20 protein-coding genes and 1 tRNA gene are annotated in these 23,383 nt (G+C 72.8%); 13 read left to right on the top strand and 8 right to left on the bottom strand.

Annotated elements, in window-relative coordinates:
• Nucleotides 1-86 precede the first annotated feature (86 nt).
• The 6 genes from ACI79R_RS12610 (at nt 87) to ACI79R_RS12585 (ending at nt 8,177) form a co-directional block, all read left to right on the top strand.
• On the top strand, nt 87-701 hold the full coding sequence (locus ACI79R_RS12610) for a hypothetical protein (RefSeq protein WP_456573969.1): 615 nt from the start codon (nt 87-89) through the stop codon (nt 699-701).
• A 138-nt stretch (nt 702-839) separates the two neighbouring features.
• Nucleotides 840-3,557: a pyruvate, phosphate dikinase gene (gene ppdK / locus ACI79R_RS12605; protein ID WP_456573968.1), complete on the top strand. Its 2,718-nt coding sequence runs from the start codon at nt 840-842 to the stop codon at nt 3,555-3,557.
• Between the two features lie 46 nt (nt 3,558-3,603).
• Nucleotides 3,604-4,236, top strand: coding sequence for a YdcF family protein (locus ACI79R_RS12600; RefSeq protein WP_456573967.1), 633 nt, complete (start codon nt 3,604-3,606; stop codon nt 4,234-4,236).
• A gap of 10 nt (nt 4,237-4,246) precedes the next feature.
• Nucleotides 4,247-4,768, top strand: a complete 522-nt coding sequence (locus ACI79R_RS12595; protein WP_456573966.1) for a hypothetical protein — start codon at nt 4,247-4,249, stop codon at nt 4,766-4,768.
• Nucleotides 4,768-7,599, top strand: a complete 2,832-nt coding sequence (gene dnaG, locus ACI79R_RS12590; protein ID WP_456573965.1) for a DNA primase — start codon at nt 4,768-4,770, stop codon at nt 7,597-7,599. Before ACI79R_RS12595 ends, dnaG begins: the two co-directional genes overlap by 1 nt.
• The gene (locus ACI79R_RS12585) at nt 7,596-8,177 is read left to right on the top strand and encodes a hypothetical protein (RefSeq protein ID WP_456573964.1); all 582 of its coding nucleotides are present in this window, start codon (nt 7,596-7,598) and stop codon (nt 8,175-8,177) included. The genes dnaG and ACI79R_RS12585 overlap by 4 nt, the downstream gene beginning before the upstream one ends.
• Before the next feature lie 61 nt (nt 8,178-8,238).
• Here the strand turns inward: ACI79R_RS12585 and ACI79R_RS12580 are convergent, their stop codons facing one another.
• Entirely contained in the window at nt 8,239-8,448 is a 210-nt protein-coding gene (locus tag ACI79R_RS12580) for a hypothetical protein (protein WP_456573963.1), read from the bottom strand.
• A gap of 132 nt (nt 8,449-8,580) precedes the next feature.
• Here ACI79R_RS12580 and ACI79R_RS12575 point away from each other — a divergent pair.
• A tRNA-Asn gene (locus ACI79R_RS12575) sits at nt 8,581-8,653 on the top strand.
• 78 nt (nt 8,654-8,731) lie between these two features.
• Here the strand turns inward: ACI79R_RS12575 and ACI79R_RS12570 are convergent.
• Together ACI79R_RS12570 and ACI79R_RS12565 are read right to left on the bottom strand one after the other, a co-directional pair.
• The gene (locus ACI79R_RS12570) at nt 8,732-9,085 is read right to left on the bottom strand and encodes a tyrosine-type recombinase/integrase (RefSeq protein WP_456573962.1); all 354 of its coding nucleotides are present in this window, start codon (nt 9,083-9,085) and stop codon (nt 8,732-8,734) included.
• A 619-nt stretch (nt 9,086-9,704) separates the two neighbouring features.
• On the bottom strand, nt 9,705-10,529 hold the full coding sequence (locus ACI79R_RS12565) for a class I SAM-dependent methyltransferase (protein ID WP_456573961.1): 825 nt from the start codon (nt 10,527-10,529) through the stop codon (nt 9,705-9,707).
• Nucleotides 10,530-11,361: 832 nt separating this feature from the next.
• On the opposite strand from ACI79R_RS12565, the gene ACI79R_RS12560 reads away from it, so the two are divergent.
• A complete protein-coding gene (locus ACI79R_RS12560) occupies nt 11,362-12,261 on the top strand; it encodes a DMT family transporter (RefSeq protein ID WP_456573960.1) in 900 nt (299 codons plus the stop codon).
• A 29-nt stretch (nt 12,262-12,290) separates the two neighbouring features.
• Here the strand turns inward: ACI79R_RS12560 and ACI79R_RS12555 are convergent, their stop codons facing one another.
• From ACI79R_RS12555 to ACI79R_RS12545, 3 genes are all read right to left on the bottom strand, one after another.
• On the bottom strand, nt 12,291-12,740 hold the full coding sequence (locus tag ACI79R_RS12555) for a MaoC family dehydratase (protein ID WP_456573959.1): 450 nt from the start codon (nt 12,738-12,740) through the stop codon (nt 12,291-12,293).
• Between the two features lie 128 nt (nt 12,741-12,868).
• On the bottom strand, nt 12,869-14,533 hold the full coding sequence (locus ACI79R_RS12550) for an FAD-dependent monooxygenase (protein ID WP_456573958.1): 1,665 nt from the start codon (nt 14,531-14,533) through the stop codon (nt 12,869-12,871).
• Nucleotides 14,533-14,661, bottom strand: a complete 129-nt coding sequence (locus ACI79R_RS12545) for a hypothetical protein (RefSeq protein WP_456573957.1) — start codon at nt 14,659-14,661, stop codon at nt 14,533-14,535. Before ACI79R_RS12545 ends, ACI79R_RS12550 begins: the two co-directional genes overlap by 1 nt.
• A 229-nt stretch (nt 14,662-14,890) precedes the next feature.
• On the opposite strand from ACI79R_RS12545, the gene ACI79R_RS12540 reads away from it, so the two are divergent.
• Both ACI79R_RS12540 and ACI79R_RS12535 read left to right on the top strand, forming a co-directional pair.
• The gene (locus tag ACI79R_RS12540; RefSeq protein WP_456573956.1) at nt 14,891-15,733 is read left to right on the top strand and encodes a mycofactocin-coupled SDR family oxidoreductase; all 843 of its coding nucleotides are present in this window, start codon (nt 14,891-14,893) and stop codon (nt 15,731-15,733) included.
• Between the two features lie 58 nt (nt 15,734-15,791).
• Nucleotides 15,792-17,249, top strand: coding sequence for an aldehyde dehydrogenase (locus ACI79R_RS12535; RefSeq protein ID WP_456573955.1), 1,458 nt, complete (start codon nt 15,792-15,794; stop codon nt 17,247-17,249).
• A gap of 171 nt (nt 17,250-17,420) precedes the next feature.
• Here ACI79R_RS12535 and ACI79R_RS12530 read toward each other — a convergent pair whose 3' ends face one another.
• Both ACI79R_RS12530 and ACI79R_RS12525 read right to left on the bottom strand, forming a co-directional pair.
• Nucleotides 17,421-19,277, bottom strand: a complete 1,857-nt coding sequence (locus tag ACI79R_RS12530; protein WP_456573954.1) for an NAD(P)-binding domain-containing protein — start codon at nt 19,275-19,277, stop codon at nt 17,421-17,423.
• A gap of 92 nt (nt 19,278-19,369) precedes the next feature.
• The gene (locus ACI79R_RS12525; RefSeq protein WP_456573953.1) at nt 19,370-20,314 is read right to left on the bottom strand and encodes a LysR family transcriptional regulator; all 945 of its coding nucleotides are present in this window, start codon (nt 20,312-20,314) and stop codon (nt 19,370-19,372) included.
• Nucleotides 20,315-20,408: 94 nt separating this feature from the next.
• Between ACI79R_RS12525 and ACI79R_RS12520 the strand changes: the two genes are divergently transcribed.
• The 3 genes from ACI79R_RS12520 to ACI79R_RS12510 all read left to right on the top strand — a co-directional run bounded on the left by ACI79R_RS12520 (nt 20,409) and on the right by ACI79R_RS12510 (nt 23,357).
• Entirely contained in the window at nt 20,409-21,353 is a 945-nt protein-coding gene (locus ACI79R_RS12520) for a 3-carboxyethylcatechol 2,3-dioxygenase (protein WP_456573952.1), read from the top strand.
• Nucleotides 21,350-22,234 carry an alpha/beta fold hydrolase gene (locus tag ACI79R_RS12515; protein WP_456573951.1) on the top strand — a complete coding sequence of 295 codons (885 nt, stop codon included), beginning with the start codon at nt 21,350-21,352 and terminating at the stop codon, nt 22,232-22,234. Before ACI79R_RS12520 ends, ACI79R_RS12515 begins: the two co-directional genes overlap by 4 nt.
• Before the next feature lie 82 nt (nt 22,235-22,316).
• A complete protein-coding gene (locus tag ACI79R_RS12510) occupies nt 22,317-23,357 on the top strand; it encodes an ABC transporter substrate-binding protein (RefSeq protein ID WP_456573950.1) in 1,041 nt (346 codons plus the stop codon).
• Nucleotides 23,358-23,383 lie beyond the last annotated feature (26 nt).

Here is a 23,383-nt window from a genome sequence, read left to right as displayed (position 1 = left end):
CCGGAGGCCTTCCGAGAAGCGGTCGCGCCTGCCACCATGGCGCCGCCCGTCGGGAGACCCCCGGGCCTGCTCGAGAGGAACCTCCGTTGTCCCAGCCGCCGTACGCCCAGCCCCCCGTTCCCCCGGCCGGAGGTCCGCAGCCCCCGGCCGCGCCGACGCAGGTCGGTTTCCCCGGGCAGGTGCAGCTGGCTCCGCAGCCCCAGTACGCCCCCACGCCGCAGCAGGCGGCGCAGCAGGGCGGCCCGCTGGCGGTCGGCTTCCCGAACTACCGGTCCCCGGCTCCCTCGCCGAAGAACCGCACCGGGCTCATCGTCGGCACCATCGTCGTCCTGCTGACCATCGCGTTCGCCGTCATCGGCTTCCTGATCGTCTCCGACCGCGGCGCCGGCAGCCCGGAGGGCGCCGTCGAGGGCGTCTTCGCCTCGATCGTCGACCGCGACGGCGAGCGCATCTACGAGCTCACCTGCGAGTCCGCCCGGGCCAACGTCACCGAGGACCAGATCCAGGCCGAGCTCGACGCCGGGGCGGTGCCGGTGAGCACCTTCGAGGTGGGCGAGGGCACCGAGACCACGCTGCCCGACGGGCGCCCCGGCTACCTCGTGCCGGTGACCTTCACCGCCACCGACGGCAGCCAGGGCTCGTTCGAGCTGCCGGTCGTCGACGAGCGCGGCTGGCGGATCTGCGGGGACGCCCTGTTCTGAGCGGGGCGCCCGGCGCCGCGATCGGCCGGCGGCGAGCCGGTGCACCATGATCGCGGATAGGGCACGATCGACGATCCACAGCGCCCCGGGGCCGGTCCGGCCCCGGGGCCCGGTCGACGAGCCTGGAGGTGCCAGCCCGTGACGGGTACGACGGCGGGGTCCCCGACGAAGTGGGTCTACGACTTCAGCGAGGGCAGCAAGGACCAGAAGGACCTGCTCGGCGGCAAGGGCGCGAACCTCGCCGAGATGACCAACCTGGGGCTGCCCGTCCCGCCGGGCTTCACCATCACCACCGACGCCTGCCGCCACTACCTCGCCCACGGGCAGACCCCGCCCGACCTCGCCGACCAGGTCTCCGAGCACCTGACCGCGCTGGAGAAGGCGATGGGCAAGGCGCTGGGCGACCCGGCCGACCCGCTGCTGGTGTCGGTCCGGTCGGGAGCCGCGGCGTCGATGCCGGGGATGATGGAGACCGTCCTCAACGTCGGGCTCAACGACGAGTCGGTCCGCGGGCTGGCCGCCCAGTCCGGCAGCGAGCGGTTCGCCTGGGACTCCTACCGCCGGCTGATCCAGATGTTCGGCAAGACCGTGCTCGGCATCGACGGCGACCTGTTCGAGCACGCGCTCGACGAGGTCAAGGCCGAGCAGGGCACCGACTCCGACCTCGACCTCGACGCCGCGCACCTGCAGGACGTCGTCGCGCGGTTCAAGGCGGTCGTGCGCGAGCAGTGCGGCCGGAACTTCCCGATGGACCCGCGCGAGCAGATGGACATGGCGATCAACGCCGTCTTCGACTCGTGGAACTCCGAGCGCGCGATCATCTACCGCCGCCGCGAGCGGATCCCCGGCGACGCCGGCACGGCGGTCAACGTCTGCGCGATGGTGTTCGGCAACCTCGGCATGGACTCCGGCACCGGGGTCGCCTTCACCCGCGACCCCGGCAGCGGCGAGCAGGGCGTGTACGGCGACTACCTGCAGAACGCGCAGGGGGAGGACGTCGTCGCCGGCATCCGCAACACCGTGCCGCTGGCCCGGCTCGAGCAGATCGACGCCGGCGCCTACGGCGAGCTGATGTCGATCATGGCGCGGCTGGAGAACCACTACCGCGACCTGTGCGACATCGAGTTCACCGTCGAGCGCAACAGGCTCTGGATGCTGCAGACCCGCGTGGGCAAGCGCACCGCGGGGGCGGCCTTCCGGATCGCCACCCAGCTGGTCGACGAGGGCCTCATCGACATGGACGAGGCGGTCCGCCGGGTCACCGGTGACCAGCTCGCGCAGCTGATGTTCCCCCGGTTCGTCTCCGGCGGCGACGCCACCCAGCTCACCCAGGGCATGAACGCCTCGCCGGGCGCCGCGGTCGGGAAGGCGGTGTTCTCCTCGGCCGACGCCGTCGCCTGGGCCGAGCGCGGGGAGAAGGTGGTCCTCGTCCGCCGGGAGACCAACCCCGACGACCTCTCCGGGATGATCGCCGCGCAGGGCGTGCTCACCAGCCGCGGCGGCAAGACCTCGCACGCCGCCGTCGTCGCCCGCGGGATGGGCAAGACCTGCGTCTGCGGCGCCGAGGAGCTGCAGGTCGACACCAAGGCCAAGCGGTTCACCGCCCCCGACGGCACGGTGGTCGAGGAGGGCGACGTCATCTCCATCGACGGGTCGACCGGGCGGGTGTGGCTCGGCGAGGTGCCGGTGGAGCCGTCGGCCGTCGTCCGCTACTTCGAGGGCGAGATCGACCCGGACGCCGAGGACACCGACGACCTGGTGCGCAGCGTGCACCGCATCCTCACCCACGCCGACGAGGTGCGGCGGCTGGACGTGCGCACCAACGCCGACACCCCCGAGGACGCCGCCCGCGCCCGGCGCTTCGGCGCCCGCGGCATCGGCCTGTGCCGCACCGAGCACATGTTCCTCGGCGACCGGCGGCAGCTGGTGGAGAAGCTGATCCTCGCCGACGGCGACGAGGAGCGGCAGGCCGCGCTGGACGCCCTGGAGCCGCTGCAGAAGCAGGACTTCCTGGAGATCTTCGAGGCCATGGACGGCCTGCCGGTCACCGTCCGGCTGCTGGACCCGCCGCTGCACGAGTTCCTGCCCGACCTCACCGAGCTGTCGGTGCGCGTGGCGCTGGCCGAGGAGCGCGGCGAGCCCGACGAGGGCAACCTGCGGCTGCTGGCGGCGGTGCGCGCGATGCACGAGTCCAACCCGATGCTGGGCCTGCGCGGGGTGCGGCTGGGCCTGGTCGTGCCGGGGCTGTTCGCGATGCAGGTACGGGCGATCGGCGAGGCGGCCTGCGAGCGGCTGCGCGCCGGCGGCGATCCGCGGCCGGAGATCATGATCCCGCTGGTCGGCGCGGTGCAGGAGCTCGAGGCGATCCGCGAGGAGTCCGAGCGGGTGCTGGCATCGGTCTGCGAGGAGCAGGGCATCGGCATCCACACGATGATCGGCACGATGATCGAGGTGCCGCGGGCGGCGCTGACCGCGGAGCAGATCGCCTCCTCCGCGGAGTTCTTCTCCTTCGGCACCAACGACCTCACCCAGATGACGTGGGGCTTCTCGCGGGACGACGTCGAGGCGGCCTTCTTCCACCAGTACCTGGACAAGGGGATCTTCGGGATCTCGCCGTTCGAGTCGCTGGACCGCGAGGGGGTCGGCCGGCTGGTGCAGCTCGGGGCCGAGGGCGGCCGGCGGGCCCGGCCGGACCTCAAGCTCGGCGTCTGCGGCGAGCACGGCGGCGACCCCGAGTCGGTGCACTTCTTCCACGAGGTGGGCCTGGACTACGTGTCCTGCTCGCCGTTCCGGGTGCCGGTCGCACGACTGGAGGCCGGCCGCGCGGCGCTGGGTGGGGAGCCCGGCGGCGGCTGACGACGGGCTGCGCCCGGCGGTCGGCGCCGCGTGGTACCCATGACGCGTGGGGGTGCGCGCGGGGAGCCTGGTCGTCAGGGTGGTCGCTGCCGTCGTCCTCGCCGCGCTGCTGCTGTTCGCCTCCACCGCGGCGGCGATCTGGTGGACGGCGCGGCAGGACTCGCGGCCGGCGTCCGACGCGATCGTCGTCCTGGGGTCGGCGCAGTACAACGGCGTGCCGTCGTCCAACCTCGAGGCCCGGCTGGAGCACGCGCTCCAGCTGTACGAGGCCGGCGTCGCGCCGGTGGTCGTGACGGTCGGCGGCAAGGCACCGGGCGACGAGTTCACCGAGGCGTGGGCCGGCCAGAACTACCTGGTGACCGAGGGCGGGCTCGACGAGGCCGCCACGCTGGCCGTGCCGGAGGGCAGGGACACGCTGGAGAGCCTGCGGGCCGTGGCGCGGGAGTTCGCCGCGCGCGGATGGGAGAGCGCGGTGCTGGTGACCGACCCGTGGCACGCGATGCGCGCCGAGCGGATGGCCGAGGACTCGGGCCTGGCCGCGGAGAGCTCACCGACCCGGCAGGGGCCGGCGGTGCGCACCCGGGCGACCCAGTTCTTCAACATCTTCCGGGAGACCGCGGCCTACCTGCTGTACCGCGCCACCGGGGAGAGCGTCGCCGGCGCCTCGAGGGTGGGCTGAGGAGCGCGCGATGGGCACCACCGTGCTGGAACTGGGCAAGGCCGGATCGGCGGGCGTCGGCAAGGGCGTGCTGCCGGTGCTGCGCGAGGGCGCCGTCGTGGGACAGCTGCGCGCGGCGAACTGGAAGGAGGCGGCCACGGCCGTCGTGGGAGACCGGGAGTGGGTGTTCGCCAGCCGGAAGCGGACGCTCACCGCACGCTGGGCCGCGGAGCCAGAGGACGCCGTCCGGTTCCGGGCCGCGCAGACGTCGTGGTGGAAGGGCTCTTGGACCGCCGACCTGGCGGGGACGCCGGTCGAGGTGACCAGCGCCTCGAAGTGGAAGTGGACCCACCGGTTCACCTCCGGCGGGCGGGTGGTGGCCGAGAGCGGCAGCACCGGCGGCTGGTCACCGCGGCCCACGCTGACCGTCGACGGCACGCTGCCGCTGGAGGCACAGGTCTTCCTGCTCTGGCTCGAGCTCGTGGTCAGTCGGCGCAACCAGGTCGCGGTGACCGCCGGCGTCGGCGCTGCCGTGGTCGGCGGGGCGTCCTGATGGCCGGCCGCGGGCGGATCCGGGCCGCCGACATCGCGCTGGTGCGCGAGCGCAGCAAGATCGACGACATCGTCGGCGAGCACCTGCAGCTCAAGCGGGCCGGCGGCGGGAGCCTGAAGGGGCTCTGCCCCTTCCACGACGAGAAGTCGCCGTCCTTCCACGTGACCCCGTCGCGGAACCTCTACCACTGCCTGGCGGGGGAGACCGGCGTCCTGACCGAGGACGGCGTGGTGCCCATCCGCGAGCTCGCCGGGCGCAGCGTCCGAGTGCTGAACGGGGACGGCGGTTGGGTCGAGGCGCCGTTCCGTGCCTACGGCGTCCAGCGGCTGATGGCGGTCACGCTGTCACGCAACGGCCGCACCAAGGTGCTGCATGCGACCGACGAGCACCGGTGGTTCGTTCCGTCGGGAAAGCTGCGGCAGGAGCGGCGCGAGAAGCTGACCAAGGACCTGCGCCCCGGCGATCAGCTGTCGCCGTCCTTCCCGATGAGCCGTGTGCTCAACCCGGCGACGCAACCGTCGCCGTTCGGCATCGCACGCGGAGTCGTGTTCGGTGATGGAACCCGTGCGGGTGCGGGCTCGATCGCCAACCTTTTCGGCGCCAAGGACGCGGAGTTGGCCCGGTACTTCGACGGCTGTCGCTCCTGGACCGGCGACGGGGTCACGAAGTACTACGGCCTGCCTGCCTACTTCAAGGACGAACGGCCGTCGCTCGACGAGGACGGCTCCTATCTCCTGGGTTGGTTGGCCGGGTACTTCGCAGCCGACGGCTGCGTGGCCGATGACGGCGATGCGATCCTCAACTCCGCCGACCCCGAGAACCTCGAGTACGTCCGCAGGCTGTGTACGCGACTCGGCATCGGCACCTACGGGGTCGCCAAGCAGGAGCGAGTGGGCATCGACGGCGTCCCGAGCGACGTCTACAACGTCCGGTTCATGACCAAGGGGCTGCCTGACTCTTTCTTCCTCCTGACGCACCACCGCGAGCGCATCCTGGCCAACAGGAAGAAGTACGAACGCAAGCGTTGGGTCGTCCGCTCGGTCGAGTGGACCGACCGCGTCGAAGACGTCTACTGCGCCGAGGTGCCCGGCACCCACGCCTTCACGCTCGAGGACAACATCCTCACCGGGAACTGCTTCGGCTGCGGAGAAGGCGGCGACGTCATCTCCTTCATCCAGAAGATCGACCACCTGTCGTTCTCCGAGGCCGTCGAGCTGCTCGCCGGCCGGGCCGGCGTGCAGCTGCACTACGAGGACGACGGCGGCCGGCCCACGGCCGCGCCGGACCGCGGCGCCGGCGGCCAGCGGGCCCGGCTGGTCGCGGCGAACACCGCGGCCGCGGAGTTCTACGCCGAGCAGCTGCGCACGCCGGAGGCGGCGCCGGCGCGGCAGTTCCTCGCCGAGCGCGGCTTCGACCGGCAGGTCGCCCTCGACTTCGGCTGCGGGTTCGCGCCGGGCGGCTGGGACGGGCTGACCCGGCACCTGCGCGGCAAGGGCTTCAGCCAGCAGGAGCTGGTCACCGCCGGCCTGGCCAAGGAGTCCTCCCGCGGCACGCTGATCGACCGGTTCCACCGCCGGCTGGTCTGGCCGATCCGCGACATCACCGGCGACGTCATCGGCTTCGGCGCCCGCAAGCTGATGGACGACGACCAGGGGCCCAAGTACCTCAACACCCCCGAGACGCCGCTGTACAAGAAGAGCAGCGTGCTCTACGGCATCGACCGCGCCAAGCGCGACATCGCCCGCCGGCACCAGGCGGTCGTCGTCGAGGGCTACACCGACGTCATGGCCTGCCACCTGGCCGGCGTCACCACCGCGGTCGCCTCCTGCGGCACCGCGTTCGGGCCCGAGCACATCGCCGTCCTGCGCCGGCTGCTCATGGACCAGGACGAGTTCCGCGGCGAGGTCGTCTACACCTTCGACGGCGACGCGGCCGGGCAGGCCGCGGCGATGAAGACCTTCGCCGAGGACCAGCGCTTCGTCGGCCAGACGTTCGTCGCCGTCGAGCCCGACGGCCGGGATCCCTGCGAGCTGCGCCAGGAGCACGGCGACGCCGCCGTCCGCGACCTCGTCGCCCGGCGCACCCCGCTGATCGCCTTCGTGCTGAAGACGACGCTGGCCGGCTACGACCTCGACACCGTCGAGGGCCGGGTCGCCGCGCTGGAGAAGACCGCGCCGCTGGTCGCGCAGATCAAGGACCACGCGCTGCGGCCGGCCTACGCCCGAGAGCTGGCCGGGATGATCGGCAACACCGACGAGTCCGAGGTGATGGACCGGGTGCGGCGGGTGCTGGGCGGCGACGCCCAGGGCCAGCAGCGCGGCCGGCCGCGCCCCCCGCGGCGCACTCCGGACGACGCCGCGGTCGCCGTCGAGCGGGAGGCGGTCAAGGCGGCGCTGCAGGTGCCCGAGCTGGCCGGCCCGTCGTTCGACGCGATCGCCCCCGACGCCTACACCGACCCCGACTACGCCGCGGTCGCCGCGGCGATCGCCGGGGCCGGGGGAGCGGCGGCCACCCACGTGACCGGTCCGGCGTGGCTGGACGAGGTCGCGGCGCACTGCCCCCAGGAGTCCGCCCGCGCCCAGCTGACCGCGCTGGCCGTCGAGCCGCTGCGCTCGGTGGGCGAGGCCGACGCCGGGTACGTCGCCGCGGTGCTGGCCCGGCTGCAGGAGATGGCGACCGTCCGGCAGGTGGCCGCGCTCAAGGGGCGGCTGCAGCGGATGAACCCGATCGAGGAGGCCGACGCCTACAACAAGGCGTTCATGCAGCTGCTGGCCCTGGAGCAGCAGGCGCGGTCGCTGCGCGAGCGGGCGATGGGCGGGTTGGCGACATGAGCGTGCTCGACCGGGTCCGCCGCCGGTTCACCCGGCCGCCGGAGCTCGTGCGCGCCGTCGTCGCCGCGTCGGCCGACCCCGACGAGCGGGTGCTGGCCTGGGGCGCGCTGGTGCGCGGCGAGGGCTGGCTGGCGGCGACGTCCCAGGGGCTGCGCCGGGTGCCGGCCGACCTGCCGCTGGCCGACGCCGGGAGCGTCGAGGTGCTGCGGTGGCACGAGGTCGGCTCGGCCCGCTGGACGGCGACCGCCGACGGCGGCGGCAGCTTCGTCGTCGTCCCGCTGGCCGAGGTGGAGCCCGGCGTCCAGGCCCGGCAGCCCGCGCAGCGGTACGCGCTGGCCGACGCCGGCGACCTGCCGGCGGTGGTGCGCCGGCGGGTCGACCAGACCGTCGTGGACAGCCGGCGTTCGCCGCTGCCCAGCGGGGGAGCGGTGCTGCTGGTGGCCCGGCGGGTGCCGGGTCAGGCGGCGCGGGAGTGGACCGTCGTGTTCGACGACGACGCCGACCGCGCCGACCCCACCTCGCGGGAGATCGCGCGGCAGAAGCTGGCCGACGCCGTCGCCGCCGAGCGGCCGGACTGAGAAGGGCCCCGTCCCCCTCACGCCTCGCGAGCTCGCCGCGAGCCTCCGGACGGGGCCGTACTCACTTCGGGGCGTCGCTGCCCATCTTGGCCTTGACGCTGTTCAGGACGTCGTCCGCGCGGGCCTGCGCCATGCCGGCGACGCCCTGCAGGCGCGGGTCGTCCTTGGCCTGCGACCAGGCGCGGCGGATCTGCTCGTAGCGCTCCCGCCCGGCCCGCGCGCCGAGGACGTAGCCGGCGCCGAAGCCGGCGAGGAACGACAACTTGGCCACGGGGCTCTCCTGGATCTGGGAGGGTCGGGGACGATCACCGTAAGCCGCCCGGGCGCGCGCCGCGACGTCGAGGACCCTCCCCGGGTGCGCCGGACCCGTGGGGTAGTCTCTTCCTGCGCGGTTCGCCGCCCATCCCCCGTAGCTCAATTGGCAGAGCATGCGACTGTTAATCGCAGGGTTATTGGTTCGAGTCCAATCGGGGGAGCAAGACCGCAGGTCAGCCGGGCGGACGGCCCCGCCTCGTCCAGTCGGGTCGCCACCGTCTTGCGGAACACGTGCGAACTCACCCAGTCGAACTCGGCGCGATCGTCCGCCGACCGGCCGTGGTCGTGGGAAACTCCTGGATCTCGAGGCCCTGACCCGGGACGCGGATCAGCGTGGCCTCGACGCGCAGTGTGCTGGCCGGGAGGTCCACGGCCGACCAGCGGACCGCGCACGCCTCGCCGATGCGCACGCCGGTGCCCAACATGAACTCGACCAGGTCCGACAGATCCAGCTCGACCGCCTCTGCGTCCGCGGCGAGCCGCTCGCACAGCTGGCGCGCCTCCTCGACCGTCAGCGCGCGCGGTCCCGGCGGGGGCGCCGGTGCACCCGCCGGGATGCCACCTCGCGCACCGGGTGGTCGGGATGGCTCCACGACGGACGGCCTCGGTGAGGATCCCGGACAGCACCGAGCGGGTGGCCTTGGCAGCGCCGGCGCCGTCGCTCCTGCGGACGGCGATCAACAGGCGGTCGACGGCGGACACGGTGATCTCGCGCAGCCGGAGTTGTCCGACGCCGGGGATGACGTAGCTCTGTGCGGTGAATCGGTACAGCCGCTTGGTGCCCACGGCGAGGTCGCTGTCGTCGACCTCGGCGAGCCAGGCGGCGGCCACGGTCGCGACCCGGCTGTCGGCGCTGGCGCCCTCGTCGAGGCCACTGCCCCGGTCGCGCAGGGCCGGACCGTATGGTCGACCCGTCAACGACCGAGTCGGATCCAGCCCGCACGCTCGTTGATCCGAAAGGTGCCTCCTGCCTCACGCGGACATCGAGCTCGAACGCGCAACATCTGGCGGGCCAGGTTGGCCTTTCGTGCTCCTCGTCCGGCAGCAAGCAGCCGACCCGCGGTGAGATCCTCGGGGTAGGACCATCTGGTCCTCAGCCCTTCAGCGCGCGATCAGCGCCGGCCGTCGGCCCGGAGACCCGCTCGGTCGATCGGTTGGGTCGCCGCGCAGGTACGCGATGTCCAGGCCGGCGAGCAACCCCAGACGCAGACCTCATCCTGGCTTACGGCAGATCACCGTCACCGGATGCGTGCGGCCCTCCTCGATGTTGCGGGCCGAGTTGCGCCACTTCTCAATAGCCCCAGGCCCCATGAGCACATGCAGGCCTAGGGCCGGCAGTTCGCCACGCTCCGCCACTGCCAGGGTCGCCCGGTACCCCTGCAGGTAGTCCTGGCCGGTGTCGGTGACGTCGATGTCGACGAAACCCGCTGCGCCGAGGAGTTCTACGGTCTCCTCGGGCGTCACGAGGAACTCCCCCCGGCCGTCCTCCGACCAGGGCACCGGGTGGTATGTCGGACCCGCGTCTCCTCGGCCGTGTTCCGTGATCGCGAAGAATCCACCAGGTCGGATCACCCGCCAGGCCTCACCGAAGAAGGAGGGCCGGTCCGGCACGTTCATCGTGACGTGCTGGGCGTAGCCGCCGTCGAACGTTCCGTCGCCGTATGGCAGGGCCTGACCGTCCCCCTCTCGCAGGTCGACCACTGCCCCCATCCCGAGCAACTCCGTCAGCCGCCGGCCGGCGTCGATGAACGGCCCAGTCACGTCGATGCCGCTGACCCGGCAACCGAAGCGCCGGGCGAAGTAGCGAGCCGGCCCCCCGAGCCCGCAACCCACGTCGAGCAAGTGGTCCCCGGCTCTCGCTGGAAGGGAGTCGCCGAGCTCGATCGTGGCCGGTAACCCGCGAGCGTGAAAGTGGTCGACCGGGGCGAGGTCCTCGATGGTCAGCGCGTCGAGTGACTTCCCCGCCGCGTGGAGCGCGGTGACGATCCGACCGTAGACATCCCCGCTGGCCCAGTGCTCGGCGACCGCGGTAGTCATCGAGGACTCCCGGCATCTCGGATGGAGGACTCGAGAAACATGGCCATCTCCTCCCCGCTCCTCAGTCGGAGTGCTTCACTGGCGAGAAGAAATAGTCGGCGGACGGCGCCAGCTTTCCCCGCCCCAGCTCAACTATTCGGCTCAATAGGGGCCTGGACCTCTGGAGCCTTGTACTCCTCTACGGGTCGAGGGTGTCGCCCGCTGGTGCCTCACGTCCAGACCTTTCTATGCCCGCCAAGGCGACGTCTGTCGCGAAGCGCGGGAGGCATCGAAGTGCTCGGCGAGTGAGGCGCCTGCTCGGCCCTCCGCCGGGAGGTGAGGCTGCATCCCGCCGGGTTGGCCGGGTACGCCTCGCACATCCGAAGGGTCGGGCTACATACTCCGTGGTCGAGGCGGCGATCGAGGGGCTGACTCTGTCACGTGGGGAGCCGTCCGTGGCGGAGAGCCACGCTTGGATAGTCAAGACATGCGACGACGCGAGTGGGAACGTGGGGCAGCGATCTGGACTGTCGCCCCCGGAGGAGCACCGTGTCCGCTGCCGGCGCGACGGACTTACGACGATTCATCGACCGTGATGTGCACTTTCCAGTCAACGATCGTTGACGCGAAATGCGCAGCTCATCCGCAAGGTCCGTCATATACCAACGCCCACCAGCGTCCCCGGCGCGTTCTCGCAGGGTTATCGGTTCGAGTCCGATCGGGGGAGCACCAGCAGGCCCTCGACCAGCGTCCGACGCGGGTCGGGGGGCCTTCGTCGTCGTCCCCCCAGGTCGGCCACGGCGCTGACGCGCCGGGGGCCTGGTGGTCGTGATGGCCTCGGCAGACTGAGCCGATGACGGGGACGTCCTCGAGGGTTCAGGCGCTGGGTGGACCGGCGCTCTTCGTGCTCCTGTGGAGCACCGGCTTCGTCGGCGCCAAGTACGGGCTCCCCTACGCCGAACCCTTCACCTTCCTGGGCCTGCGCCTGGCCGTCGCTGCGGCCCTGCTCGGTGTGCTGGCCGTCGCGCTGCGCTCGGCGGGCATGGCCTCCCGCTCCCAGTACGGCCGCGCCTCGGTCGCCGGGCTGCTGCTGCACGGGGGATACCTCGGCGGAGTGTTCTACGCGATCTCGCTGGGTGTGCCGGCGGGAGTGTCGGCGGTGATCGTCAGCCTGCAGCCGGTGCTCACGGCCGTCCTCGCCTCCCGGGTGCTGGGTGAGCGGCCCACGGCGCGTCAGTGGCTCGGGCTGGCGCTCGGGGTCGGAGGGGTGGTGGCGGTCGTCGGTCCGGGCATCGCCGACGTCGGCTCGGCCCAGCGGCTTCCGCTGATCGGTCTCATCGCCTGCCTGGTGGCACTGGCCTCGGGGACGTTCGGGACCGTCTACCAGAAGCGGCACGGCGACCGGATTCCGCTGGTCTGGGGGACGGCGGTGCAGTACACGGCGGCCGCGGCGGCGATGCTGGCGGTCGCGGTGGCGAGCGAGGACATGTCGATCCGGTGGACCGGCGAGTTCGTCGCCGCGTTCGTCTGGCTGGTGCTGTTCCTGTCGATCGGCGCCGTCCTGCTGCTGCTCCTGCTGCTGCGCCGCGGCACGGCCTCGGGTGTCTCCAGCCTCTACTACCTGGTTCCGGTGGCCACCGCCGTCGAGGCATACCTGCTGTTCGGGGAGCGCGTCAGCGGGCTGTCCCTCGTCGGGTTCGGGGTGACCGCTCTCGGCGTCGCGCTGGTCGTGGTGCCGCCGCGGCAGCGGTGACGGTCGCACCCCGTCGCCGCTGCTCGACGTCAGGTGCCCGGCCGGAGCGAGACCATCAGCGGGATCTCGCCGTCCTGGACGACCTCCTCGCGCTGGTTCAGCAGGGTGAAGCGCCGCTGCAGGATGCCGGCGTCACCGGCGCTGGTGAGCCGGGTGCCGAGGATCTCCACGCGGCAGCGCACCGTGTCGCCGATCAGCAGAGGACGGCGGAACCGCCAGTCGTCGACGCCCAGCAGGGCCACCGAGCAGGACTCGAACACGCCGAGCCGCGAGGCCAGCCCCATCGCGACGGACAGGCCGAGGACGCCGTGCGCGATCCGCTCCCCGAAGCGTCCGTGCCGGGCGCTCTCGGCGTCGGTGTGCACGGGGTTGGTGTCCCAGCTCCAGCCGGCGAAGGTGACGACGTCGGCCTCGGTGATGGTGCGGGCCTGGCTCAGGAACACCTGCCCGGAGCGGAAGTCCTCGAAGTGGTGGGTCACCGGTGGATCTTCCTTGACGGGCCGGTAGGACCGCGTGGGGTTGCCTCGGTGGCGCTGGACCTCGTCTCCACCGGACCGGGCCGGGAGCGCAACGCGTCCACCACGCTGCTGCCCTGACTTCCCGCCGGTCAGGCGGCCTCTCCCGACGGCGTCACCGGGACGTCCGACAGTCCGATCAGCCGGCGGAACAGCCCGTCCACGTCGGCGGGGGCGGCGTCCCCGCTCCAGGCCACGTACATGTCCGGGCGCACCAGCACCAGGCCGCGCGGCTCGGCGGGGAGGGTGGTTCCCTCGAGGTCGAGCACGGTCAGCGGGACACCGAGGCGCTCGGCGGCGTCGACGATCGGGTCGGCGTCGCCGTGCGTCCGGACGAGGGTGAAGTCGCGCCCCAGCAGGTCGAAGACCGAGCGGCCGTCGGGCAGCCACACGTGGGGGAACCGGGAGCCCGCGGTGAGGCTCGGCCGGTAGTGGTCGATGCGCTCGATCGCGTCCTTGGCGGGGCCGTCGTCCACGGCGATCCCCGGGGACGACGCGTAGCGGGAGCCGAACTGGACGCCCTGGCTGTGCCACTGCTGCCGGTCGACCTCCGCGATCAGCCTGCCGACCTCGGCGCGCAGGCGGGCGCCCTCGGCGTCGTCCACGTGCAGCGCCGGCTCGCGCGCGATGGAGGCCATGTCCCGGTCGATCTTGAGCGCGGCGCGGGAGGTGGCCTCGCCCACGGACCGCCGCTCGGTCTGGTAGGCGGTGAGCAGCTCGGGGCCGCCGTAGCCGGCATGGAGTGCGGCGAGCCGCCAGCCCAGCCCGACCGCGTCGGCGATGCCGGTGTTCATCCCGAAGCCGCCCAGTGGCAGCCACAGGTGGGCGGCGTCGCCGGCGAGGACGATCCGGTCGTCGACGAACCGGTCGGCCACGAGGCGGCGCGGCGTCCAGCGCACCACCTGGATCTTCTCCAGCTCCATCTCGCGCCCGAGCGCGGCACGCAGCACCTCGTCCGGGTCGAGGTCCTCGGGGGCCGTGCCCGCCGGCACCCGGGCGTGACACAGGTAGAGGCCGGCGCCGTCGAGCTGGACGAACGAGCCCTTGAGGCGCGGGCCGTACCACCAGTACATCCAGCCGGGCCGTTCCGCCGCGGCGAACTCGCGGGCCAGCTCGGCCGAGCGGAAGTAGACCGACAGCCGGTTCTCGGCCGCCTGCGAGTCCCCCTCGAGCCGGGCGCCGATCGCCCGCCGGGTGATGCTGGCGCCGCCGTCGCAGCCGACCACGTAGTCGGCCGTCAGGACCCGCTCGGCCCCGTCGGCCTCCACCCGGACCTCGACCACCTCGCCCCGCTGGACCACGCCGGTGACGCGGTGGCCGCGGGAGATCTCGACCGCCGGGTAGCCGCGCACGTGCTCCTCGAGGATGGGCTCCAGGAAGATCTGCGAGATGCGGTGCTGCGGCTCCGGGGTGGGCCACTCGGCCAGCTCGGGCGCGGTCCGGTCCAGGACCTCCCGGGCCGAGGAGAACGGGAACCGGGTCAGCTCCCAGCCGGTCAGGGTCGTGCAGTAGACGACGTCGGTCGCGTGGTCCAGCGGCAGCCCCGCCCGGCGGATGGGGTCGGCGACGCCCAGCCGGCGGAAGTACTCCATGGACCGCGCGTTGGTCGTGTTGCAGCGTGGGTTGTCCGTGGTCGTGGCGTTCTGCTCGAGGACCAGCGTCGGAACGCCGCGGCTGCCGAGTTCGGCGGCCAGGGTCAGGCCCACCGGGCCGGCGCCGACGACGATGACCGGACGGTGTCCGGACGGACTGGGCATCAGTGGATCTCCTCGGGGAAGTCGTGTCCCGCCGGGGCCCGCGGGTTCGTCGTCACCGCCGCGCCGAGGCGCCGGTGCCGGCGCACCAGCGGCGCACCGGGGTCACCGAGGGGCCTCGGATCGGGCATGCCAGCGAAGCTAGGGCGCGGTGCGTCATAGGACTATGACGAATAGCGGCAGGCTGACTGAGCCGATCGGCTATCAGTCGCCGCGGCGCGTGCGTCGTCGTGCCGTTAGCCGTATGGCTATCCGAGCCCTCCGATGTTGCACATGGACCTCAGGGTCGGCCGCACCTAGCGTGGGCCCGTCGTCGTGCCGGCCGCCCCGAGGCGGCCGGCCCCACACCGAGGAGAGTCGTTGAGCAGTCGCGGACGCGTCGAGGGCAAGGTCGCCCTGATCACCGGAGCGGCCCGCGGGCAGGGGCGCAGCCACGCCGTCCGGCTGGCCGAGGAGGGCGCCGACGTCATCGCCGTCGACGTCTGCGGTCCGGTGGACGACTCCGACCTCTACCCGCCGGCCACCGAGCAGGACCTCGCCGAGACCGCACGGCTGGTCGGTGCGCTCGGTCGCAGGGTCGTCACGGCCACGGTCGACGTGCGGGACGCCGAGGGCCTGGGTGCCGCCGTCGCCGCCGGCGTGGCCGAGCTCGGCCGGCTGGACATCGTGTGTGCCAATGCCGGGATCCTGCGGCTCTCGCCGTCCCTGGAGCTCTCCGGCTCCGGGTGGCGGGACATGATCGACGTCAACCTGACCGGGGTCTGGAACACCTGCCAGGCCGCGCTACCCCACCTCCTGGCCGGCGGTCGCGGGGGATCGGTCGTGCTCACCAACTCGACCGCCGGTCTCAAGGGTCTGGTCAACGCCGCGCACTACGTGACGGCGAAGCACGGTCTGGTCGGGATGATGCGGTCCCTCGCCAACGAGTTCGGGCCCCACTCGATCCGGTTCAACACCGTGCACCCGTCCACCGTCGACACCCCCATGATCCAGAACGAGGGGCTGCGCCGGGTGTTCGACCCGGCCAACCCCGCGCCGACGCAGGAGTCCACCGCCGCGATCATGCAGTCCAAGCACACGCTGCCGGTGCCGTGGGTCGAGCCGGTCGACGTCTCCAACGCCGTCCTCTTCCTCGCCTCCGACGAGGCCCGTTACGTGACCGGCGCGGTCCTGCCCGTCGATGCCGGCTACACGACCAAGTGAGCCCAGCCGCCGCCCCGTCCCCGGCAGCCGCCGCTGCCCCGGCCCCGCAGGAGCAGCAGTGACCGTCACCGAACCAGCACCGACCCTCCTCGACCGTCCTCATCTGTTCATCGACGGCACCTGGGTGCCGCCGCGTGGAGCGGAGCGCCAGGGGGTGATCGAGGCCGCCACCGGTGAGCTCATCGGCACGGCGGCCCTCGGTTCCGAGGCCGATCTCGACGCCGCCGCGCGCGCCGCCCGGCGGGCCCTGGACGAGGGTCCGTGGGGGATGACGACGGCCGCCGAGCGGGCCGGGGTGATGCGCCGGTTCGCCCAGGCGCTGGCGGACCGGGCCGACGACACGGCCGCGCTGGTCAGCCGCGAGAACGGGATGCCGATCACGCAGTCGGCCGGGTTCAACGGCACCGCGCCGGTGGCGCTGCTGCGCATGTACGCCGACATCGTCGAGGCGCTGCCGATGGAGGAGCGCCGGCCCGGTGCGCGGGGCACCACCCTCGTCCGCCGGGAGCCGGTCGGGGTGGTCGGCGCGATCACGCCGTGGAACTACCCGCAGGCCCTGGCGATGTTCAAGGTCGCACCCGCGCTGGCCGCCGGGTGCACGGTCGTGCTCAAGCCCTCGCCGGAGACCGCGCTGGACGCCTTCGTCCTGGGTGACGCGGCGGCCGAGGCGGGTCTCCCGCCGGGAGTGCTCAACGTCGTCCCCGCCGGCCGCGAGGCGGGCAGTTCGCTGGTGACCCATCCCCTCGTCGACAAGATCAGCTTCACCGGCTCGACGGCGGCGGGGCGGGTCATCGGTGCCGAGTGCGGCCGGCTGGTCCGGCGGTGCACCCTCGAGCTCGGTGGCAAGTCCGCCGCGATCTTCTGCGACGACGGCGACCTCGACACCCTGCTCGCCGGGATCGGCAACGCGAGCTTCAAGAACAACAGCCAGACCTGCACCACGCAGTCGCGCATCCTGGTCGCGCGGTCCCGCTACGAGGAGGTCGTGGAGGCCCTCGCCGCGTACTGCCGGGCCATGGTCGTGGGGAACCCGCTGGACCCGGCGACCACCTGCGGTCCCATGGTCAGCGAGCAGCACCTCGACCGCGTGCTCGGCTTCATCGCCGACGCCCGCACGTCCGGCGCGCGGCTGGTCACGGGAGGCGGCCGCCCGGCGGGTCTGGAGCGCGGCTGGTTCGTCGAGCCGACCGTCTTCGCCGACGTCGACAACCACGACCGGCTGGCCCGTGAGGAGGTCTTCGGTCCGGTCATGGCGGTGATCCCCGTCGAGGACGACGACGACGCGGTGCGGGTCGCCAACGAGTCGGACTACGGGCTCGGGGGATCGGTCTGGTCCGCCGACGAAGAGCGCGCGCTCGGCATCGCCCGGAGGGTCCGCACCGGCACGATCGGCATCAACCGCTACGACCTGGACTTCGGCGCTCCCTTCGGCGGCATGAAGAACTCCGGTATCGGCCGCGAGCTGGGGCCGGAAGGGCTGTCCGCCTACCTGGAGTACCAGTCGGTCTACCTCTGAGGCGGTGGGCGCCAGGAGCGCCGCACGTTCGCAGGGCCCGGTGTCGTCCCGACGACGCCGGGCCCTGCGGCGTGCCGGCCGGGGTGACGGGCGCACGCAGAGCACCGGCCCCGGACCGGGGGGCCGGGGCCGGTGCGGTCCCCGCAGCGCCGGCGGCGGGAACGAGTGCGGTCAGGGGGTCGCCGTCATCTCCGACTCCAGCTGGGCTCCGCGGTGGACCGGCGTGGCCAGTCCCTCGTAGCGGGCCTTGAGCTGGAGGGCGAGGGCGCGCGAGTAGAACCGCAACTGCTGCAGGTTGCCGCCGTGCATCCAGAGGTTCGGGACCGGCGTGGGCTTCCACATGTTGCGCAGCTCGCCGTGCCAGGGACCAGGATCCCGCGTCGTCCCGGAACCCAGACCCCAGCAGGGGCCGAGCCGGTCGGCCGCCTCCTGCCCGACGATGTCGGCGACCCAGCCGGTCATCGACTCGTAACCGGTGGCGAACACCACCAGATCGGCGGGCAGCTCGGTGCCGTCGTCGAGGACGACCGCGTCCTCGGTCAGGTGCGTCACCTGGCCGTGGGCGAGGGCCACCCGGCCGTCGGCGACGAGGTCGGCGGCACCGACGTCGATGTAGTAGCCCGATCCGCGGCGCAGGTACTTCAGCATCATGCCGGTGCCGTCGTCGCCCCAGTCGAGCCAGAAGCCGGCCGCGCGCAGCCGGTCGTAGAAGTCCCTGTCGGCCTCGGCGATCCGGGCGAAGAGCGGGGTGTGCACCGAGGGCAGGACGCGGTAGGGCATCGACGCGTTGAGCAGGTCGGCCCGCTCGGTCGTGATGCCGGCGGCGAGTGCCTCCTCGGAGTAGAGCCGGCTGGAGAAGAACTCGCGCAGCGTGCGGCTCTTGACGATCAGGGTCGACGACCGCTGCACCATCGTGACCTGCGCGTCGTTCTCCCAGAGGGCGCCGCAGATGTCGAAGGCGGAGTTGTTGCTCCCGACCACGACGACCCGCCGGCCGCGGTAGCGGTCCGGTCCCGGGTGGGTCGAGGAGTGCTGCACCTCCCCGCGGAACACGTCGGCGCCGGGCACCTCGGGCATCCGTGGCCTGCCCGACATCCCCGTGGCGAAGACGAGGTGCGTCGGGTGCACGGTGACCGGGTCGCCCTCGCGGACGAGGTCGACGGTCCAGGTGCCTGTCTCCTCCGACCAGGTGGCGCCGACGGCCTCCGTGCGCGTCCAGTACGGCACCTCCAGGTGGGTGACGTAGGACTCCAGCCAGTCCGCCATCCGGTCCTTCGGCGTGAAGACCGGCCACGTGTCGGGGAACTCCAGGTACGGGAGGTGGTTGGCCCAGACCGGGTCGTGCAGACACAGCGACTTGTACCGGTTGCGCCACTGGTCGCCGGGGCGGGCGTGCCGGTCCACGACCAGCGCGGGGACGCCGAGCTGCCGGAGCCGGGCCCCGAGGACGATGCCGCCCTGACCGCCACCGATGACCAGCACGTAGGGCTGGGTCTCGACGCCGAGCCTCGCTTCCTCCTCCCGCTTGCTCTCGAGCCAGGTGCGGCGGTCCTTGTGGGCGCCGTGCCGCGCGCCCATCGGGCGCCGGGTGCCCCGGGCCTCCTCGTGCCCCGCGAGTTCCGTGAGCGTGGTGAGCAGCGTGAACGCCCGGTCGGCACCCTCGTCGCGCACGAGGCGGAAGACGCCCTCGCCGCGACCCACGGCGGTCCGGAAGGTGAAGACGCCGGTGACGACGCCGTCCGCCTCGTCGGGGGTGCCGGTAAGGCGGAACCCGGAGGGGTCGGTGGTCTCGAGCGTGGCCGTGAGCAGGTCCCGCACGCCGCTGCGGTGCTCCACGGTCTGCAGGTCCCAGGTGAACGACACCAGGTCGCGCCAGTAGCTCCGGGTGGCGAACAGCACCGTCGCGCCGTCGACGTCCCGCCGGGCGAGGGCGTCCTCGAACGAGGCCAGCCACGCCCTGGCGCGGTGTGTCGGCTCGTCGCCGACGACGGTCGAGCCGCTGGCCGGCGGCCGGGCGGTCTGGGTCATGACGTCCTCCTCTGTGAGGTCTCGCGGAGGACGTTAGGGCGCGGCTGTCATAGGCACTATGACGATTTCTGCGCCGACTGTGAGGGGATGGACTATGAGTCGGTGCCCAGTCGCGCACGGACGCCGTCGCGGATGACGTCGGCGAGCGTGGTCTGGAACGCCGTGAGCCGCCGTCCGCGGCGCTGCACGAGGAAGAGCTTGTCCCGCAGGTCGTGGTCGGCGATCCGCACCTGACGCAGCAGGCCCGCGTCCAGCTCGCGTTCCACCGAAGCGTGCCAGAGCATCGCCAGGCCCAGGCCGCCCTGCACCGCCACCTTCATGGACTCCGCGCTGCCCAGCTCGATCACCACCCGCCGGTCGACGACGCCGATCGCCGCCAGCGCCGAGTCCTGGCTGCGCCGGATGGCGCTGCCCGCGGGTGGGCACACGAAGGGCAGGCCGGTCAGCTCCGCCACGGTCACCGACTCCCCGACGCGCTCGTCGTCGGGGGCGGTGACGAGGCAGAAGCGGGGCTGGGCGATGAGCTCGGCCTCGAAGGAGTCGGTGTCCAGGACGGCGTCCGTGGCCAGCACCGCGAAGTCGTACCGGCCGGCCAGCGTGCGCTCGAGACCGATCTCGACGGCGGACTGGTGCAGCGAGATCGACGCGTGCGGGTGCTGCCGGCGGAAGTCCACGAGGATCGGCGGGAGCACGTAGTTCCCGACCGACATGCTGGCCCCGATGGTCGCCCGCCCCGCGGCGCCGCGGGAGATGTCGCGCAGGCTGCGATCGAGCTCGGTGCGGCCGCGCAGCACGTCGTTGGCCCAGACCAGCACCTCGGCGCCGGCCTCGGTCAGCTCCATGCCCCGCCCCTCCCGCCGGAAGAGCTTGATGCCCAGCCGCTCCTCCAGGGAGCGCAGGTGGGCGCTCACCACCGGCTGCGAGACGAAGAGCTCCTCCGCCGCGAGGCGGACGCCGCCGCGCTCGGCGACCAGGCAGAAGACCTCGAGCTTGTGGAGGGAGATGCGGTTGTCCGGGGCGCGCGACGCGTCGCTCATAGCCGAAATGCTAATTCCAGACGTCGAACTTTCACATAGATCTATGCTCCGCTCGGCTCTAGCGTCCAGTCATCCCCAGTGCCGAGGAGACCAGATGCCACTCGCCGCGATCACGGCGTCGCACACGCCGCTGATGCACACCGTCGAGCCCCGGGGGGACGCCCGGCCGGCGGTCGACGCGGCCTTCGCGCAGGCCCGGTCCTTCGCCGAGGACTACCGGCCGGACCTGGTCGTCGTCGTGGCCCCGGACCACTACAACGGCATGTTCTACGACCTGATGCCGCCGTTCTGCGTCGGCACCCGGGCCGAGGCCGTCGGCGACTACGGGACCGGCGCGGGGCCGCTGGCGGTCGACCGGGAGGCCGCGCGCCACGTGGTCCGGGAGGTCCTGTCGGCCGGCCTGGACCTGGCGATGTCGGAGCGCATGGTCGTCGACCACGGCTTCGCGCAGCCGCTGGAGCTGCTGTTCGGTGCGATCGACGCCGTCCCCACCGTGCCGGTGTTCGTCAACTCGGTCGCGCTGCCGTTCGGTCCGCTGCACCGGACCCGGCGGCTGGGCGAGGCGCTGGGTCGGGCGCTCCTCGCCCTCGACCGGCGGGTCCTGCTGCTGGGCTCCGGCGGCCTCTCCCACGACCCTCCGATCCCCGTGCTCGACGACGCGCCCCCGGAGGTCGCCGCCCGGCTGGTCTCCGGCCGCGACCCCACACCGGACCAGCGCCAGGCGCGGGAGAGCCGGGTCCGGGACGCCGGCCTGGCGGTGCTCGCCGGAGCGCCGGGCCCGCGGCTGAACCCGGCCTGGGACGAGGCGTTCCTCGAGCTCCTGGCCCGCCAGGACCTGGCCGCGACCGACGCCTGGACCAACGACTGGATCACCGCCGAGGCCGGCAACTCGGCCCACGAGATCCGCACCTGGCTGGCCTGCTACGCCGCCCTCGCCGCGGCCGGCCCCTACAGCGTCACCAGCAGCTTCTACCGCCCGATCCCGGAGTGGATCGCCGGCTTCGGCGTCACCACCGCACAGACCCGGAGGACCTCGTGACCATCCCCGCCGCCGTCACCGACGAGCCGAGCATCTGGACCGCTCTGCTGGGACAGAGCCTGACCATCCGCTACGTCCAGGTCGGCGAGTGGCGCACCCGCGTCCTCGAGGCCGGCTCGGGCGAGGAGACCGTCGTCCTGCTGCACGGCGTGGGCGGTCACCTGGAGGCCTACGCCCGCAACGTCAGCGCCTTCGCCCAGCGGTACCGCGTGATCGCCTACGACTACCCGGGCCACGGCATGACCACCCCGGCCGGCCGGCCGCTGGAGCTGCCCGACTACGTGGCGCACCTGCTGGGCCTGCTCGACGCCCTCGGCGTGGCACGGGCCCACCTCAACGGCGAGTCGCTCGGCGGGTGGATCGCGGTGAAGACGGCCTACGCCCATCCCGAGCGGGTCGGCCGGATCGTGCTCAACACCCCTGGTGGCGCCCTGTCGGACCCCGCGGTGCGCGACCGCATCCGCACGCTCTCCCAGGGGGCGGCCGACGACCCCAGCGACGAGCGGATCCGCGCCCGGGTGAGCTGGCTGATGGCCGACCCCGCCAGCGTCACCCAGGAGCTCGTGGACGTGCGGCGCACCATCTACGCCCAGGAGCCCTTCGCCGAGTCGATGCGCCACATCATGTGCCTGCAGGACGGGGACGTCCGGGCGCGCAACATGATCCGCGACGAGGAGCTGGCGGCGATCACGGCGCCGGCCCTCGTCGTCTGGACCAGCGACGACCCCTCCGGCCCGGCGGCCGTCGGGCTGCGGATGGCCGAGCTCCTGCCGAACGGACGCTTCGCGCTGGTCGACGGGGCCGGGCACTGGCCCCAGTGGGAGCGCCACCGCCACTTCAACGACCTCGTCCTGGGCTTCCTGGCCGAGGGCGCCGACTGACCGTCGGGGATCCCACCCCGGCACCCGCACCGCCGCGCCACCCACCAGGACCCGCTCTCCCGACACCCGAAGGACGGCTCTCGTGCGCCCCACGGCCCGCACCACCGCTCTCTCCCTCGCCGCGATCGCCTCGGTCGCGCTGACCGGCTGCGCCGCCGGCCAGAAGCAGGACACCGTCGCAGCCGACACCGCGGCCGCCTCCGTCGCGCCCGGTGCCGACTGCGACGGCACCACCGACACGCTGAGCGTCAACGTGGCGCTCGCGCCCACCGTGGCCACCGTCCAGCTCGGCGAGGAGTCCGGCATCTTCGCCGAGCACTGCCTCAGCGTCGCCCTCACGGTCTCGACCAGCCCGCCACCCGCGCTGGCCGCCGTCGTCGGCGGCTCGGCGGACATCACGTACCTGCCGGCCGTGAACGTGGTGCTCAGCCGGGGTCAGGGTCTGCCCATCCGTGTCGTGGCACCGAACGAGGCGCTTCCGGAGGACGCGGCCGACCGGGACCCCGAGACGTTCGACCCGGCCGGCGTCTACGCCGCCGAGGGCGGCGACATCTCGAGCGCCGCCGATCTGGAGGGCAAGACCGTCGCCGTGCCCGGCCGGGGCGCACAGCTGGAGATGTCCGTCGCCGCCGCGGTCGCCGACGACGGCGGCGACCCCGCCACGATCAACTGGGTGCAGCTGGACCAGGCGACCATGCTGCAGCAGCTGGAGGCCGGCCAGATCGACGCGGCGACATTCACCTCGCCGTTCACCACGCAGGCCGGCCAGGCCGGCTTCGAGCGGGTCGTCTCGCCCACCACGGCGCTGTACGCCGCCGGCACGACCTACTCGGTGTGGGTGACGACCGAGACGGCCCTGGGCTCGAAGACCGAGGCCATCCAGCGGTTCCACGACGCGATCCTCGAGGTCAACCAGTACGCCATGGAGCACGTGGACGAGTTCCGCCAGGTCCTCTCCGAGGCCACCCGGACACCGCTGGAGGTCGTCGAGGCCGGGCCGGGGGTCTTCCTCGGGGACGAGGTGTCCGTCGACGTGCTGGAGGACGTCGCCGACACGATGTCCACGCTCGGCTACCTGGACCAGCGGCCGGACCTGGACGACGTCGTCGTCTCCTTCGGCTGACCACCACTGCAAACACACCGATCGAC

Source organism: Blastococcus sp. SYSU D00820 (assembly GCF_054050695.1).
Note: the sequence above shows the minus strand (reverse complement) of the source record. Positions and strands in the feature narration are given on the sequence as shown.